The organism is Alicyclobacillus hesperidum (assembly GCF_900107035.1).
GTDB lineage: Bacteria > Bacillota > Bacilli > Alicyclobacillales > Alicyclobacillaceae > Alicyclobacillus > Alicyclobacillus hesperidum.
In genome coordinates, this window is the sequence record NZ_FNOJ01000015.1 from 1 (window position 1) to 13,268 (window position 13,268).

The following is a 13,268-nucleotide window of genomic DNA, read 5'->3' on the forward strand; positions in this document are numbered from 1 at the left end:
CTACTCGATTACATTCGGTCCTGTGGCTACGCGCGGTTCATCTGCGACGTGCATCACACTGGGCGTGCGTGCTCTTTCGATTTCGGAGTCTGCCGGCGAGATCGCGCCGCGAAGAGTCGACGCCCGAACACCAGCAAAAACAAGGCGCTCGGCACTGCATAGATCAAAACCGCCCATGGTTTTCCTGTATCCGTGCCTGAGAAGAGCCCATGCAGTGTGACGGCGATGAACATGGGGAACGCGAGGACGTGTATCGTTCGCCAGACCTTGGCGTTTAGCTTCTCCCGGAAATAGGATGTGACGATGAGCAAAATCCATCCATACATGACGAGAATACCCAAGCCAACGGCGAGTGCGCGATATCCTGCATCAAACGGGATGAACAGCGATGGCAGCGGAAACGGCACCATGGTGTCGGCATGTAGACCCCATAAGTGAAAGAAAAGAAACGGAAACACAAGCAGGGCAGAAAACTGGTGTAGCTGCGTCGTCAGTTTGCGCAACTTCCACCGGTCAAAAAGTCCGGTTGAACTCGACGCCCCAAGCAATACTGCAATCGCCAGCAAGATATACGCCGTCATGCCAGACGCCCTCGCAACGTACCAGTGCATCCGGTTGGCCGATGCCGGCGCCGGGTCTGTGAGAAAAACCAGTGCATACGATCCCGCGATGACGGCAGCGACAACCACCCATGTATAAATAAAAGGCAATCGCTGTGGCTTTACAATGAGTTGCATTGATGTAGGACCTCCCGCGAACTCGTGATGAGCACCCACTCATCGCAATCCTGCTGGGACAGCCAATTTTGGCCCAGCTCAAAACCTAGTAAAAGGGCTACCTTTGCCTGTACCTCAGCGCGAACCAAGTCGCGATGTACAATCGTACAGGAGACGACATCGCTCTCGGTGGGCAGACCTGTAAATGGATCGAGCAGATGGTGTGCAGGCCCATTTGTCGTCATCCAGCGGCGGCGGTATGTTCCACTTGTCGCCACGGCGCGATCGCGCACAGAAAGGGTCAGCGAGGTTGCCTGGGGGGCAAACGGATCCAGCACCCCAATGGTCCAGGGCTCGTCCCCGTTCATGCCGCGGCAAACCATGTCACCACCCGCGTTGCAAATGAATGCAGTCAGTCCCGCTTGTTCGAGCCACTGTGCGGCTTGCCTGACAATCCATCCTTTCCCGATACCTCCCAGATCGACTTCGTACCCCGGCTCAAGACGGGCGCGCGAGGCCGTGGCATGGAGGGTAAGGGGCGACTTGCTGGGGGCGATGCGTTCGCTCACCTCCAGCGGACGATAGGTGACGGTTAATTGCTCGAACGACAAATCGTAGCCTATACGGCGAATGTCTTCCCCGAGATATGGATCAAACCAGCCGTGCGTTTCGGCGAACGCTTGATCGGCAAGTCGGAGCACTGCGGCGAGACGAGGATCGACATCCACCCAATGGCCGTTCGTGCGATTGAACCGGGATAGTGCACTGTCTGGGTGAAAGCGAGACAGAATCGACTCCCATTCGGAGATGAGTCGTTGTACGCCGTCTGCCAACAGCTCACCGACGTCATCCGGCACATGGTACACGTCGGGTACATGCACCGTGACGTCCGTGCCCATGGCCCGAAACCGCACAATGTCCATCTTGCCCACCTCAAGATGCCGAGGTGATGGCACTTGGTGGAGTTTGCACAGAACTTGCCGGCGGCACGTAGGTACTAGATGTGTTGGAACTGTTCGATCCGCCGCTTTGTGAGCTTTGTGAGCTTTGTGCAGCCGGCTGCTGGACAGTTGGTGCCGACGGTGTCTGAGTCGTTTGTGTAGATTGCTGTTGGGTTGGTTGTTGGCTTGTCACTGCCTGTGTACGTTGAGTGCGTAGGGCCTTTTGTAGCGCTTGTAAGGTCTTGCGATCCACGGTACCTGTTTCAGGCAAGCCCACAGACGATTGAAAGGCTGAAACGGCTTGCTCCGTAATGGGGCCATAGTCGCCCGTCACGGCATACGAGAAAAATCCCAAAGTGGTGAGTTCCTGTTGGAGTGCTTTGACTTTGCTACCGGTATCGCCGACCTGTAACACAGTGTCGTTTGAGACATGACTACTGATTGTGTGAACCGTGCTTGTTGTCGATCGGGATTGCGCATGGGCCGCGCTGTTTGTGGAAGTCGTCGTGGCTCGTGTCGACGCACCTCCTGCAATGGCGTGCCAAATCGCAAAAAAACCACCAAACGACACGGCTGGCAGCGTCCACGACAGTCCCGCCAGCCACCGGCGAAGGCGCCTTTCGCGTTCTTGGTTGGCCAGTTTTCGCTCCTCAGGTGTCATGCCTAATCCTCCTCACATGTGTGTAGCGGGTGGGCTCTGCCTCCAAGCATCGCATCGCAACCTTGAATTTGAATTTGATTGACCGCGCTCGCGATGCCAAGCGTTTGGCATGGAGGCGTGGGCGAGGTATGATCAACGAAACATGATGGAGATGTGTAGCAGAACGGATGGGAGAGCGATGATGTGACAACTGTATTTATCGGTACATATGGGGGAGAAGACGAGCAGTCCATTCAGATTCTTCAATTTGATCCACACACGGCTACGCTCAGGCCAACGGGCGGTATATCGGGAATCAGAGCGCCTTCCTATCTCTTGTATAACCAAGCGAGGCGCTGTTTGTATGCTGTCAGCGAAACGGCGAATGGCCACGTCGCAGCATACCGCTATGAGCCGTCGGCGCTCGTTTTAACGCCGCTCAATCGCCAACTGGCCCATGGTGATTCGCCTTGCCATCTCGCCTTTGGCGAAACAGATGTCGTTTATGTATCTAACTACATGTCTGGTAGCATCTCCTTGCTGCCCATTCACGATAGCGGGTGGCTCGAACCAGCTGCACAGGTGGTGCGTTTTTTCGGAAACGGGCCCAATAGCGAGCGCCAAGAAGGCCCACATGCGCACTCTGTTGCCATCGATCCGTTGACCAAACGCGCCTTTGCTGCGGATCTCGGCACCGACCGCATTCATGTCTACGAGCAGAGCGGGCGATATCTTTCCTATTGCGACGAGATCGTCCTGCCACCTGGAACCGGGCCGCGCCATATGGCGTTCTCTGCGACCGGAGAGGTGTTATACGTCGTCGGTGAGTTGAATGCCACAGTCAATGTGTTTACGCGTGTCGCGCAAACGTTCAAACTTGCACAAGTATTGCCGCTTTATGGCGATCCAGCAAGTGTGCGGTGGGCAGCCCATCTTCAACTCAATGCACGGGAGACATGCTTGTACGTCACGAATCGTGGTGCGGACACCTTAAGTGTCTTTGAGATCCAATCTGATGGGCAATTGCAACCCATGTTCGAGGTGCCGGCAGGCGGCAAGACACCGCGTCACTTCTGCTTGTTGCCGGATGAGCGTTATCTCCTCATCGCCTACCAGGACGATGACGCGATTGGCGTGTTTGCCATCGACGAAAGGGGCAAACCTGTGGACACAAGGCTGCGCTATCACGTAAAAAAGCCAGTTTGTGTACTGTCGGTATAAGTAAAGTGCCTTAGGAAGGGAGTGCGGTGTGGTGTACGGCGTGATCGTGGTCGAGGTATGTGTGAGCAATCCGCTGAGCGCCTACCCGCTCGCAGCACTGGAGGAAGAATTCCCGGGAGTTTCCGTCTTGGAAAGCGAGTGCCTGAGTTTGTGTGGGCTCTGTCAGCATAACGCGTATGCATACGTCAATGGCAAACTGGTTTTCGCAAAGGATGCGAAAACGTGCTACGAACGATTGCGGCAGCGCATTGCAGAAGAACAGGCGTGGTTGCTAGACGAACCTGAATCGTAACGAGCAAACGGCAGCGACGGGTGACGGACGCATTTCTGTAAGGCGCCCGCCCCGTCTTTTTTCAGATACTCCTACAGCAAAGCATAGCAGGGCCGCTGTCAGCGATCCTGGTACCAGTTTTTGTAGCGACGACGGCGCAGCCACTCGAGGCGATGATACAGAAATCGGCCAATCTCGAGCCCTGTCGAGATTTTACCGAGTACATTCAAAATCGGCTCCAAGGTCCAGTAAATGGTCAATGCGACAAACGCAATGATGGCGAGACAGATGACGGCAAGTCCGAGCAGGACGACAAGTGCGATGGTGAGCAAATGCATCACAGCACCTCGTTTCTACATTGATAGTCTCGCTGCGGTAGGCAACGAAAGCCCTAAAATCATTGTACGGCATGGTCAGGGAAAGACAAAGTGGAACTTTCAGGGGCGGTATCTGAGTTCTTGTGAGGGGGATGGTCGTGGAAAACGTGAGATTGGACAAGTGGCTGGCCACTGCAGGCATTGGCACGCGCAGTGAGGTCAAGAAACTGTGCAAAGCTGGCCGCGTACGCGTGAATGGCGAGGTTGTGAAAGATCCCGCAGTGCACGCCGTCATCGGCCGGGACGTGGTTGAGTGCGATGGTGAGCCTATTCCATACGAGCAATTTGTTTATTTCATGATGTACAAGCCGCAGGGCGTGTTAAGCGCCACGGAGGACGTGCGTCAGCCGGTCGTCACAGAGTTGCTGGCTGCTAGGGATCGTTCGTATGGCGTGTTTCCTGTCGGACGCCTCGACAAAGATGCGGAGGGGCTGCTTCTTCTGACGAACGACGGCCAACTGGCGCACAGCCTGCTCTCGCCCAAACGCCACGTGCCAAAGCGGTACTTCGTGCGCGTCGAGGGTTGTCTCGATGAGCGCGATCGCGATGCTATCGCAGCAGGTGTCATTCTTGAAGATGGTTACGCCTGCTTGCCAGGGCGCCTCGAAATTCATGTAGCCGGCGATGAATCGGAGGCATCCATCGAAATCTATGAGGGCAAATTTCATCAAGTGAAACGGATGTTTCAGGCATTAGGTAAACAAGTGACCTTTTTGAAGCGGGTGACGATGGGGCCGCTTGTTCTCGATCCGGGCTTGACCCCTGGCGCATACAGGCCGTTGTCGGCGGTAGAGCTTGAGCCACTGTTGAAATTGCGTGCGTAGACTGGGAACGTGGTACACTATTGGCAACAAGCCGTGCGCGTGTGAGCCGCACATCATAAGGTAGTCACACAGCGGAATTGCGAAGCGAGGTGCACGATGTTGGAAGACTCCTTCAAAAAAGTTCTAGATCTCGGCGTAGGTTTGATGTCTTATAGCCGCGAGCGATTGTCCGAGGCTGCCAAGCAGTGGGCTGAAGAAAAGCGGATGACGCCGCAACAGACGCGGGATTTTGTGCATGAGATGATCGAGCGTGGCGAACAAGGCCGGATCGAACTGCAGAATGCGGTACAGGACAATGTGCAAAAGGCCTTAACAAAGCTTGGTGTGCGTGAAGATCAGGAAGGCATTCGCGCCGAATTGGCGAGCCTTCGCCAATTGCTGGAGCGATTGGATAACCGCGTACAGCAGCTTGAGGCGAAATTGTCCGGGAATGGCGTTGCCGACACCGCGAGCGCGGCAGACAAGCTCGAACAGGTCGATTGACCCAGGTTGACGTCGGCAGGCAAAGGAGATTGGCATGGTTGGAGGACAGATTCTCGGCAAGCGGGTTCGCCATTTGTCGCGGTATAAGGACATTGCACAGATTCTGGTCGCCAACGGCTTTGGCTGGTTTATTGACGAGATCGGACTGTTCGACATTTTATCCTTGCCGCGGCGCATTTTTTCGGAGCGGCGCGAGCGCGAGACCATTTCGACGTATGAGCGGATGCGTTTGGTCATTGAGCAGCTCGGGCCGACGTTTATTAAGCTTGGGCAAATCGCTAGCCTGCGCGCTGATGTGTTTCCTCCCGAGTTCATCGAGCAATTGACGAAGCTGCAGGACGAAGTGCCCCCCGTGCCGTTTGATCAGATTCGCACCATCGTCGAGACCGAGCTGGGGCAACCCCTTTTGGATGTGTTTCGTGCGTTTGACGAGCTTCCGGTAGGCGCCGCTTCCATCGGCCAGGTACACCGCGCCGAATTGCATTCCGGTGAAGAGGTGGCCGTCAAGGTACAGCGCCCTGACATTCAACAAAAAATCGAGATCGATCTCGACATTTTGATGGATTTGGCGCGCTTGGCCGAACGTCATTTCGAATGGGCGGCACACTATGAACTTAGCCAAGTGGTGGAAGAGTTTCGTTATACTCTGCTCAACGAGTTGAACTATACGATCGAGGGTCGCAATGCCGATCGCCTGCGGAACATTCATGAGGGTGATGCGACTGTACGCATTCCGAGGATCTTCTGGGACTGGACCACGTCGCGCGTGTTGACGATGGAATATGTGCGCGGGATCAAACTGACCAATGGAGCGTTTCTGCGCGAATCGGGCTATCGCACCGGTGAAATCGCCCAACGTGTGGCCAATGCCGAGTTCACGCAGATGCTGATGCACGGTTTCTTTCACGCGGATCCCCACCCAGGGAATCTTGCCGTACTGCCAGACCACAGCGTGCTGTTTATGGACTTTGGTATGGTTGGGCGGTTGACGCCGGAAATGAAGCGGCATCTGTCCGCTTTGATCATCGCGCTCATGCGCCGCGACTCAGACGCCATCGTCCGCGTGCTTTACCGCATGGGCGTGGTCCCCAGTGACGTCGACGACAGGCGTTTGCACCGCGACGTCGACAACCTCCGCGAAAAGTATTACGATCTGCCGTTCACACAAATCAGTCTTGGCGACGCGGTCAGCGAATTGTTCTCCGTCGCGTACCGCCATCGCATCAAAATTCCTTCCGATCTCGCGCTGGTCGGCAAGACGCTCGTCACGGTCGAAGGCGTGGTCGAGGGCCTAGACTCATCGTTTCGCATCCTGAATATCGCCGAGCCGTTCGGACGTGCGTTGTTGCGCGATCGCATGAATCCGAGCCACTTTATCGGCAAGGCGTTCAAAGGGGCCGTCGACACGGCCGAGCTCTTGACGGACGTCCCCAGGCAAATCCGAGGCATTTTGCGAGAATGGCGACGAGGCAAAGTGCGCGTACAACTCGAAATGGCAGAAGTGGATCAGTTGATGCGCCAACTTGTCCGGATTGGCAATCGCTTGTCGTTCAGCATCACGTTGCTCGCGTTCAGCATCTTCATGGCCGGCCTTTTGATTGCGACGGTACTCAAGCGCTCCTCTTCGGCACTTTGGTCATTTCCGACCACTGAGGTGGGTGTCGCTGTAGGTCTATTTATGGTGTTCATATTGATTGTATCCATCTGGCGATCGAGTAAATAGGCGACAAGGAGGCGAAAAGGATGCGGGAAGTCGAAATTTTTCAGGTGGACGCGTTTACGAAGGAGCCATTCTTGGGCAATCCAGCCGGTGTCGTACTCGATGCGGACGACCTGACATCGGAAATGCGGCAGTGCATTGCGCGTGAGATGAACTGTTCGGAGACCGTTTTTGTCGTGCACTTAGGGGAACATCACTACGATTTTCGTTACTATACGCCGGCGACCGAGGTGGATCTTTGTGGGCATGCCACCATTGCCGCTTTGCATCTTTTGCGGGAATGGTCAGAGGTCATTGGGGATCTCCTTGTCGAGACGAATGTGGGCCGATTGCGCATGCGGATCGAAGACTCCGGAATGGTGTGGATGGAGCAAGCCAAGCCACAGTTTCGCGATTTGGAGCAAGTGGAGAAGGCGCAAATTCTTGAGGCGCTAGGTATGTCAGCTAACGACGTCGCTCGAGAATTGCCTTTCGCCATGGCATCGACCGGTTTGTGGCAAGTCATGGTGCCTGTCGCAAGCCGACGTACGCTTTTGGCTCTTGAGCCGCGCATAGATCAGTTGGGGGTCGTATCGCGCCAGCTTGGTGCCGTTTGTGTGCACCTGTATGCACGCGATCCTGTGGCGCCGGAGTCCGCGGCTCACACACGTGACTTCGCGCCAGCCGTCGGTGTCGCAGAGGATCCGCATACAGGTACGGCGACCGGGGCACTGGCGGCCTTGTTGGTGCATCGCGGAATCACTGAGCCAGGTCGGCACGTCTTCGAACAGGGATGGAGTGTCAAGCGACCTGGCCACATATGGGCTGAAATCAATTCCACGGATCTTTCGTCGGTTTGGGTTGGTGGGGAAGCGGTCACTGTGTTGCGCGGTGAGATGCGGCTGACCAGATAGCGCTCACAGGGGACCTACCCCTACATAGAAGATGAAAGGCGACGAATACAATCTCCGTACCATCTGGCGAGCCATGCCGTGAGGGCTTCTTCGAGTCCGCGTAAAGGGAGAGGATTAGCATATATAGACTGTACGGCGGGTGTGACACGGTCTTCGGTTATGCTCGGTGAAGCAAAAGAAGCGGAAACCTCGACGGTCGCATCGGCTCTCACCTCGGCAGCCAGGACCACGGCGGTGACAGCGCCGGTGTGGCTGCGAAAGACCACCTCGATGGTGCGCTCGTTGCGTGTATATGCGAGTCGGTGGTCAAATGTGCAAATTATATCGGAAATGGCCTCTATTCGGTCGAGAATCGGGGCTATTGGCGCGCTCTCAAAATTCATATTTTGTATGCCTCCAGAAAGTTGTGGTTAAATTGACCCACTTAGGTTACACTATAGGTGTCACCGATGTCTCGGTCGACAGCACGGGCCCGAAGCCGTTATATGAACAGCGGGATCGACCGCCTGTGTGGAATTTGAAAGCGTGCATTGAGCACCATGGAGGAATTGATTTTGCAGCACGGTACAGTGAAGTGGTTCAACGCAGAAAAGGGTTACGGTTTCATTCAAGTCGAAGGCGGCGAAGACGTATTTGTTCACTTCAGCGCCATCCAAGGCAACGGCTTCAAGACGCTTGACGAAGGGCAAGCTGTCGAGTTTGACATCGTGGAAGGCCCGAAGGGTCCGCAAGCAGCCAACGTGTACAAACTGTAATCTGACGTACTACGAATAAGCAAGCAGTTTATTCGATGTATGTACAAACGAGTCCACGAGGTGGGCTCGTTTTTGTTGTTGGCCATGAAACATAGGAACGCGCGCTTAAGCCGCGCGCAACAGAAGGAAAGCTTTATGTGTCTTCTTCACACGATAGGGAAAACAGTTGATTCCGCAGTGCAAACGAATTGGTAGCGGCGAGTGGACTCGAACCACCGACACCACGGGTATGAACCGTGTGCTCTAACCAGCTGAGCTACGCCGCCATAGAAGAGTTGAGCATTACCGACCATCGAAGTCACATTTGAACAGCGAAAGGGGAGAAGCCCTTTATTGAAACTACTCGCTTCGATGGAGACCGGCAACACAGGAATGGTGGCTCGGGACGGAATCGAACCGCCGACACGAGGATTTTCAGTCCTCTGCTCTACCGACTGAGCTACCGAGCCAAATGGTTGCGGGGGCAGGACTTGAACCTGCGACCTTCGGGTTATGAGCCCGACGAGCTGCCAACTGCTCCACCCCGCGGCATAAATGGTGGACGTTGACGGGCTCGAACCGCCGACCCTCTGCTTGTAAGGCAGATGCTCTCCCAACTGAGCTAAACGTCCAGGAATTAAGGTGAAGAATGGTGACCCCAGCGGGATTCGAACCCGCGTTACCGCCGTGAAAGGGCGGTGTCTTAACCACTTGACCATGGGGCCGTGATTTGGCTCCCCGAGTAGGATTCGAACCTACGACCCTCCGGTTAACAGCCGGATGCTCTACCGCTGAGCTATCGAGGAAAGTGGTGGAGGTAGACGGATTCGAACCGACGACCCCCTGCTTGCAAGGCAGGTGCTCTCCCAGCTGAGCTATACCCCCACAATGGCGTGCCCTGAGAGATTCGAACTCCCGACCTTTTGATTCGTAGTCAAACGCTCTATCCGGCTGAGCTAAGGGCACATATGGCTGGGGAAGAAGGATTCGAACCTTCGCATGACGGTACCAAAAACCGTTGCCTTACCGCTTGGCTATTCCCCAGCATGGGGTGAGTGATGGGATTCGAACCCACGAATGCCGGAACCACAATCCGGTGCGTTAACCCCTTCGCCACACTCACCATACGCGTATTCAGCTTTTCCCAAACGTCTGAAATTCAGACGTTGGTGGAGGGGGTAGGATTCGAACCTACGAAGCATTCCGCAACGGATTTACAGTCCGCCCCATTTGGCCACTTTGGTACCCCTCCGCGTTGGGAAATTGCGTTCTCGCAACGCGCAATGAGTACATTACCATGTGGTTTGGACGAAAGTCAAGTGGTAACATGGAGGAGGAAAAAGTGTGCAAGAAAAGAGGGGAGTTCCGCATGCAGAAGGCCATTGAATTGGCAGTTGACGGACTCGTGTTGCGCGGGATGGAACATGTGCCGGATCAGGCGGCGACAAGGCCGGTGCCGGCGGCCATTTTGTTTCACGGGTTTACCGGTACGCACATTGAAGCTCATCAAATATTTGTCAAGCTTAGCCGTGCGCTTGAAGCAAAAGGGATTGCCGCGTTTCGTTTCGACTTCGCCGGAAGCGGCGACAGTGACGGTGATTTCCAGAACATGACCGCCACTTCCGAAATTCGCGACGCCAAGGCCATTCTCGAATGGGTAAAAGCCGATCCGCGGATCCTCTCTGACCGAATCAGCCTCGTTGGCCTGAGCATGGGCGGCTACGTCGCTTCCATCGTCGCCGGGGACATGCCTGACGCGGTGGATCGACTCGTCCTTTGGGCTCCAGCCGGCAGTTTGCGCGAAGCGATGCAAAGTGCGGCAGAGGAACAACGCGTGGGTCGCGATGACGACGTGTTTGATCTCGGGGGAAACCTCGTGGGGCGCGCGCTATACGAGGACGTGCTCGCGATCGATCCATACGAACGGGCTCGTCCATTCCAGGGCCGTGTACTCATCTTGCATGGCATGGAGGACGCTACGGTGCCATACGAGGTCGCACTGAAATATCAAGAGGACGTGTATGGCGAGCGGGCGCGCTTGCACCTGCTTGAAGAGGCGGACCATACATTCAACAATCAACATTGGGAGAGCGAAGTGATCCGCGAAACGGTGGCCTTCCTAACCGACGTGGAACGTTGACAGAACATTCGCCCAAAAAGACAAAAAGCTAGGAGATAGGAGGAGAACGCGTGGACGACATCTTCATACTGGGCGCCGGTGCGATGGCCGAATCGTTTATCAAGGGTGTTGTGGCTCAACAGGCGGTCGATCCGGCGCGCATCCGCGTGCTCAACCGAACAAACCGCGATCGGCTTGTACAGTTGCAGGAAATGTATGGCGTTTCGCCTGCCGGTTCGCTCGCCGAAGTGCGCCGGGCCAGCGTCGTCATTCTCTCGATCAAGCCTTATGATGTGCTGGCTGCCTGCAAGAATATGGCTGACTACCTGTCTGGGCAGACGCTCATCTCGTTTGCCGCGGGCATCTCGATCGCGGCCATCCAAAGCGCCTCTGGTGGCAAGGCGCAGGTGGTGCGCACCATGCCAAACGTGCCGGTCGCCGTAATGGCTGGCGCGATTGCGCTTGCTGCTGCCCCTGACGTCAGTGCAAAGCGGCTCGATGAAGCGGTGCACCTGTTGTCACAATTGGGTGAGGTTGTCGTCATGGAGGAAGCGATGATCGATGCGGCGACCGCCGTATCAGGGAGCGGCCCGGGTTTTCTCAGTTACTTGCTTGAGGCAATGGAACAGGCCGCTGTCGAACTCGGATTTACGCCCGAATTGGCGCGGCGTCTTATCATTCAAACCGTGATTGGCACAGCTCATGTGTTGCGCGAGTGGGAGCTAAGCCCGGCCGAACTGCGCAAACGTGTGACGTCGCCCAATGGCACGACGCACGCCGGGCTCGCGGTATTGGCAGGGCGCGGCGTGCAGCAAGCGATTGTCGATGCGATGCGCCAGGCAGCGATGCGGGCCGAGGAAATGGGACTGGAATACACCCGGCAAGAATAATAAATATGGAGTGCACCTTAATGCCGATGTTCGGTGTGACCCATCAGCAGGTCCACCACGTGTTTGAGCACTGGGCGCACGACCGCAAAACACTCTTCGACGGCTTTGGCGCTGCCAGGGAAATTGACGATGAGCGTGCGACCGGCGCTACCCGCGACTTGGCGCGACGTCATGGCAAATGGTGTCTTCTGCAACGTCTCGGCGCGCATCGCCTCGGCGATACCGGGAATTTCCCGTTCGATTACGTCGCGCGTTGCTTCCGGCGTCACATCGCGCGGGCCAAGCCCGGTACCGCCAGTCGTCGCAACGACGGCCACGCCTGCTTCCACGTGTTGGCGTAGAACGTCGGCAATTTGCGATCGTTCGTCGGGGACGACAGTTTGCGATGTGACCACAAACCCAAGCTCTGACAAAAGCCCAGCGAGCAGTGGGCCACTTGTGTCCTGACGTCGCCCTTCTGCGGACGAATCACTCACCGTCAGGACGGCCGCTCGATAGGGGTTCATCACATTCTTCCTTTCTCAACGCTTCTTACAGCCGATGCGGGTTAGTTGAGCCGCTGATGTCACTGTGACACAATATCCATGGAGGTGGCAAATATGTCATTACATACTGAATGGATTCGCTACGGCAAAAACGGTGAACAACTGGGCTACTTGGCAAAGCCGGAGCGTCTGCCCAACGGGCAGCCAGCCGTGATCGTGCTACAGGAGATCTGGGGCGTGGACGATCACATCCAAAACGTCGCCAACCGCTTTGCAGAGGCAGGCTATGTCGCACTCGCACCGGATTTGTACGCCGTCGATGGCAAGCGCAAGGAAGGCTTTGAAGCCGACGCGATCGACGCCGTCAAGAAGTTCCTTGAGACCGTGCCACCACAGGTTTGGAACGATCATGAAGCGCGTGACCGCGCTATGGAAACGCTCCCCGAACCGCAACGGACACAGGTTCGTCGCACATTTGGTGCTTTGTTCGGCGGCCTTAATCTCGATGCGTACAACGAGCAGTTGCTTGCGGCATCCTCGTTCCTGCGCGATACATATCCAGGCAGCCAGGGCCAACCCGTCGTATCCATCGGGTTCTGCATGGGCGGCGGCTTATCGGCGCGCCTTGCGACGCTCGATCCGAAGCTGGCAGGTGCCGTCATCTTCTACGGCCAAGCCCCTGGTGAAGACCGCATTGCAAGCATTCAGTGCCCAATTCGCGGCTTTTACGCATCGCTTGATCCACGTATTACCGACGCGGTTCCGGCTTTTGCAGAGCAGATGCAGCGCGCGGGCAAGGATTTTGCGTACCGCATTTACGAAGGGGCGCATCACGCGTTTTTCAACGATTCGCGCGCGTCGTATCACCCCAAGGCCGCTCGTTCTGCGTTTGCTGAAGTGCTGACGTTCTTCAACCAGGTGACAGGCGGCGTATGACGGCGAGTTAGCCGGGGC

The 13,268-nt window shown here is 56.1% G+C and carries 15 protein-coding genes and 11 tRNA genes; 10 read left to right on the forward strand and 16 right to left on the reverse strand.

Annotated elements, in window-relative coordinates; all coding sequences use genetic code 11:
- Window positions 1-53: 53 nt before the first annotated feature.
- The 3 genes from BLU70_RS10690 to BLU70_RS10700 are packed head-to-tail and all read right to left on the reverse strand — an operon-like array spanning window position 54 to window position 2,318.
- Complete coding sequence (locus BLU70_RS10690; RefSeq protein ID WP_074693444.1) at window positions 54-737, reverse strand: ferric reductase-like transmembrane domain-containing protein; 684 nt, start codon at window positions 735-737, stop codon at window positions 54-56.
- Complete coding sequence (locus BLU70_RS10695) at window positions 722-1,639, reverse strand: FAD:protein FMN transferase (protein WP_074693445.1); 918 nt, start codon at window positions 1,637-1,639, stop codon at window positions 722-724. The genes BLU70_RS10690 and BLU70_RS10695 overlap by 16 nt, the downstream gene beginning before the upstream one ends.
- Window positions 1,640-1,649: 10 nt before the next feature.
- Complete coding sequence (locus BLU70_RS10700) at window positions 1,650-2,318, reverse strand: peptidoglycan-binding domain-containing protein (RefSeq protein ID WP_074693446.1); 669 nt, start codon at window positions 2,316-2,318, stop codon at window positions 1,650-1,652.
- Between the two features lie 183 nt (window positions 2,319-2,501).
- On the opposite strand from BLU70_RS10700, the gene BLU70_RS10705 reads away from it, so the two are divergent.
- A complete protein-coding gene (locus tag BLU70_RS10705) occupies window positions 2,502-3,518 on the forward strand; it encodes a lactonase family protein (RefSeq protein ID WP_074693447.1) in 1,017 nt (338 codons plus the stop codon).
- Window positions 3,519-3,549: 31 nt separating this feature from the next.
- Window positions 3,550-3,810, forward strand: coding sequence for a YuzB family protein (locus tag BLU70_RS10710; RefSeq protein ID WP_232302310.1), 261 nt, complete (start codon window positions 3,550-3,552; stop codon window positions 3,808-3,810).
- Between the two features lie 98 nt (window positions 3,811-3,908).
- Here BLU70_RS10710 and BLU70_RS10715 read toward each other — a convergent pair whose 3' ends face one another.
- Window positions 3,909-4,127, reverse strand: coding sequence for a hypothetical protein (locus BLU70_RS10715; RefSeq protein ID WP_040290321.1), 219 nt, complete (start codon window positions 4,125-4,127; stop codon window positions 3,909-3,911).
- Between the two features lie 131 nt (window positions 4,128-4,258).
- Between BLU70_RS10715 and BLU70_RS10720 the strand changes: the two genes are divergently transcribed.
- The 5 genes from BLU70_RS10720 (at window position 4,259) to BLU70_RS10745 (ending at window position 8,841) form a co-directional block, all read left to right on the forward strand.
- Window positions 4,259-4,990, forward strand: coding sequence for a pseudouridine synthase (locus BLU70_RS10720; protein ID WP_074693448.1), 732 nt, complete (start codon window positions 4,259-4,261; stop codon window positions 4,988-4,990).
- A 96-nt stretch (window positions 4,991-5,086) separates the two neighbouring features.
- Window positions 5,087-5,473: a phasin family protein gene (locus BLU70_RS10725; RefSeq protein WP_244885185.1), complete on the forward strand. Its 387-nt coding sequence runs from the start codon at window positions 5,087-5,089 to the stop codon at window positions 5,471-5,473.
- Window positions 5,474-5,507: 34 nt separating this feature from the next.
- On the forward strand, window positions 5,508-7,196 hold the full coding sequence (locus BLU70_RS10730; RefSeq protein WP_083341263.1) for an ABC1 kinase family protein: 1,689 nt from the start codon (window positions 5,508-5,510) through the stop codon (window positions 7,194-7,196).
- 20 nt (window positions 7,197-7,216) lie between these two features.
- Window positions 7,217-8,086, forward strand: a complete 870-nt coding sequence (locus BLU70_RS10735) for a PhzF family phenazine biosynthesis protein (protein ID WP_074693449.1) — start codon at window positions 7,217-7,219, stop codon at window positions 8,084-8,086.
- Between the two features lie 539 nt (window positions 8,087-8,625).
- Window positions 8,626-8,841 (forward strand): cold shock domain-containing protein, encoded by a 216-nt coding sequence (locus BLU70_RS10745; protein WP_040290319.1) that lies wholly within the window; start codon window positions 8,626-8,628, stop codon window positions 8,839-8,841.
- A gap of 189 nt (window positions 8,842-9,030) precedes the next feature.
- Here BLU70_RS10745 and BLU70_RS10750 read toward each other — a convergent pair.
- From BLU70_RS10750 to BLU70_RS10800, 11 genes are all read right to left on the reverse strand, one after another.
- Window positions 9,031-9,107: transfer RNA gene (locus BLU70_RS10750), tRNA-Met, on the reverse strand.
- A gap of 107 nt (window positions 9,108-9,214) precedes the next feature.
- A tRNA-Phe gene (locus BLU70_RS10755) sits at window positions 9,215-9,290 on the reverse strand.
- A gap of 3 nt (window positions 9,291-9,293) precedes the next feature.
- Window positions 9,294-9,369: transfer RNA gene (locus BLU70_RS10760), tRNA-Met, on the reverse strand.
- Window positions 9,370-9,376: 7 nt separating this feature from the next.
- Window positions 9,377-9,452: transfer RNA gene (locus BLU70_RS10765), tRNA-Val, on the reverse strand.
- 18 nt (window positions 9,453-9,470) lie between these two features.
- Window positions 9,471-9,545 (reverse strand) — tRNA-Glu (locus tag BLU70_RS10770).
- Between the two features lie 6 nt (window positions 9,546-9,551).
- A tRNA-Asn gene (locus BLU70_RS10775) sits at window positions 9,552-9,626 on the reverse strand.
- Between the two features lie 3 nt (window positions 9,627-9,629).
- Window positions 9,630-9,705 (reverse strand) — tRNA-Ala (locus BLU70_RS10780).
- Between the two features lie 4 nt (window positions 9,706-9,709).
- Window positions 9,710-9,786: transfer RNA gene (locus tag BLU70_RS10785), tRNA-Arg, on the reverse strand.
- A 3-nt stretch (window positions 9,787-9,789) separates the two neighbouring features.
- A tRNA-Gln gene (locus BLU70_RS10790) sits at window positions 9,790-9,864 on the reverse strand.
- Between the two features lie 3 nt (window positions 9,865-9,867).
- Window positions 9,868-9,943: transfer RNA gene (locus tag BLU70_RS10795), tRNA-His, on the reverse strand.
- Between the two features lie 44 nt (window positions 9,944-9,987).
- Window positions 9,988-10,072: transfer RNA gene (locus BLU70_RS10800), tRNA-Tyr, on the reverse strand.
- Window positions 10,073-10,189: 117 nt separating this feature from the next.
- On the opposite strand from BLU70_RS10800, the gene BLU70_RS10805 reads away from it, so the two are divergent.
- Together BLU70_RS10805 and proC are read left to right on the forward strand one after the other, a co-directional pair.
- Complete coding sequence (locus tag BLU70_RS10805; RefSeq protein WP_040290360.1) at window positions 10,190-10,960, forward strand: alpha/beta hydrolase family protein; 771 nt, start codon at window positions 10,190-10,192, stop codon at window positions 10,958-10,960.
- A gap of 50 nt (window positions 10,961-11,010) precedes the next feature.
- Window positions 11,011-11,829, forward strand: a complete 819-nt coding sequence (proC, locus tag BLU70_RS10810; protein ID WP_074693451.1) for a pyrroline-5-carboxylate reductase — start codon at window positions 11,011-11,013, stop codon at window positions 11,827-11,829.
- Between the two features lie 17 nt (window positions 11,830-11,846).
- Here proC and BLU70_RS10815 read toward each other — a convergent pair whose 3' ends face one another.
- Window positions 11,847-12,335 carry a MogA/MoaB family molybdenum cofactor biosynthesis protein gene (locus tag BLU70_RS10815; protein WP_040290318.1) on the reverse strand — a complete coding sequence of 163 codons (489 nt, stop codon included), beginning with the start codon at window positions 12,333-12,335 and terminating at the stop codon, window positions 11,847-11,849.
- 93 nt (window positions 12,336-12,428) lie between these two features.
- On the opposite strand from BLU70_RS10815, the gene BLU70_RS10820 reads away from it, so the two are divergent.
- Window positions 12,429-13,250 carry a dienelactone hydrolase family protein gene (locus tag BLU70_RS10820; protein ID WP_040290317.1) on the forward strand — a complete coding sequence of 274 codons (822 nt, stop codon included), beginning with the start codon at window positions 12,429-12,431 and terminating at the stop codon, window positions 13,248-13,250.
- Window positions 13,251-13,268: the final 18 nt, after the last annotated feature.